At 41.9% G+C, this 1972-nt stretch carries 1 pseudogene; it reads left to right on the top strand.

The window, feature by feature from the left end:
- A pseudogene (locus B9T20_RS10150) lies at window positions 1-1972 on the top strand (hypothetical protein); the annotation flags it as partial.

Genomic DNA, 1972 nt, shown 5'->3' with positions numbered 1-1972 from the left:
TTTACCGGCACATTTGCAATCGATGGCACAAGCCAATTAACAGCGACTAACTTTAATCAACTTGGCAAAGGTTCTGTTCAAGTGGCGCAAGATGGCGCGGTGCACTTAAACAATATTACAAGTGAATTAACCAATGCCATTAGCGGTATGGGTAACTTAAATTTAGCGGGCACAGATTTATCTTTGAATACCGGTAATGCAAAGCTTAAGGATTTGACAGGTTCAATTAATCTGACGAACGACTCGAGCTTAACATTGGTTGAAATAGGTCAGTTGAATGATGCTGCTAAGGTGAATATTGCCGCTAAAGGCGACAGAATTACCGTGAATTCAAAAGATGATTTTAGCTTGAATAATCATCTCACAGGCACAGGATTATTGGATGTTAAGGCAGATGGTAACAGCTTTAACTTCGGCAGCGCTGTTGGCAACGAATTTGCCGGCACGGTGAACCTAGAAAACAGCACCTTTGATTTAAAGGGCAATAATACAAACGCATTAACCAATGCAACATTGGTGGTTGGCAATGGCAATATCACAACCGTTGATACTGCGGATCAAACAATCGGCAATTTGACTTTACAAGGTGGACAAACGGTCTTTAATGGTAAAGGCTCGATCAATACCCATACCTTGGTAAACAATGGCGAAAGCACCATTAAAGTTGATCTAAATGCCATTACGCCAACAGATGGCTCAGCCGCAAATCTATTGGATCAAAACAAAGGCCAGCATACTCAACTCATTACAGCTAAAGATAATAGCGGCCTCAAGATCTCTGATCTGACGTTACAGAAATTAGATGGCAGTAAGATCGGTGCAGGTACGATTAGAAGCATTGACCAAAATGGCCAAACCGTTGCGAAAGGTACTTACAATTACGCGCTCAATAATACAGATGGCCTGGGTGTGAATTATGGCCTCAGCGCCTTGGAGATTGCAGATGGCCAAACGCTCGCTTTAGATGCAACGAATGCAATCAATAAAAATATGACGGCAGCCATCACGGGCAACGGTGATTTAACGTTAACTAGTGATGCAATGGGCTTAACTTTAACCAATGATCAAAATGCGTATACAGGTGCAACAAACGTGACCGCAGGTTTGGTAACTGCGGGCAGCGACAATGCCTTTGGTCAAACATCTAACTTAAATTTAGCGGCCGCAACAACCGTTAATTTAAACGGTAAAACACAAACCGTTGGCAGCTTAACGAATGCTGGCTCTGTGGATTTGGCAGGTGGCTCATTAGTAGTGACCAACGCAAAAGGTGCATCCTCAACATCTACTGGTATTTTGAAAGGTATTGGTGATTTAACCATTTCTGCCGGTGATTTAAGCATCACAAAAGCGAACACAGATTTAAATGCAAACATTGCAATCGATTCCGGTGCTGCAATTTCCTTGTCGGATGCGGGCACATTAGGCTCAAGCCAAATAGCGCTTGAAGGTGATTTAAATTTAAATGCGGATACTTCTTTGGGTAACAATCTAGCTGGTAATGGCTCAGTGAATACCAAAGCAGATGTCACATTAACAGGTGATAATTCAGGTTTTACCGGCACATTTGCAATCGATGGCACAAGCCAATTAACAGCGACTAACTTTAATCAACTTGGCAAAGGTTCTGTTCAAGTGGCGCAAGATGGCGCGGTGCACTTAAACAATATTACAAGTGAATTAACCAATGCCATTAGCGGTATGGGTAACTTAAATTTAGCGGGCACAGATTTATCTTTGAATACCGGTAATGCAAAGCTTAAGGATTTGACAGGTTCAATTAATCTGACGAACGACTCGAGCTTAACATTGGTTGAAATAGGTCAGTTGAATGATGCTGCTAAGGTGAATATTGCCGCTAAAGGCGACAGAATTACCGTGAATTCAAAAGATGATTTTAGCTTGAATAATCATCTCACAGGCACAGGATTATTGGATGTTAAGGCAGATGGTAACAGCTTTAACTTCGGCA

Source organism: Wohlfahrtiimonas sp. G9077 (genome assembly GCF_002252155.1).
In the GTDB taxonomy this organism is placed as follows: domain Bacteria; phylum Pseudomonadota; class Gammaproteobacteria; order Cardiobacteriales; family Wohlfahrtiimonadaceae; genus Wohlfahrtiimonas.
This window is presented reverse-complemented; position numbering and strand designations above follow the sequence as displayed.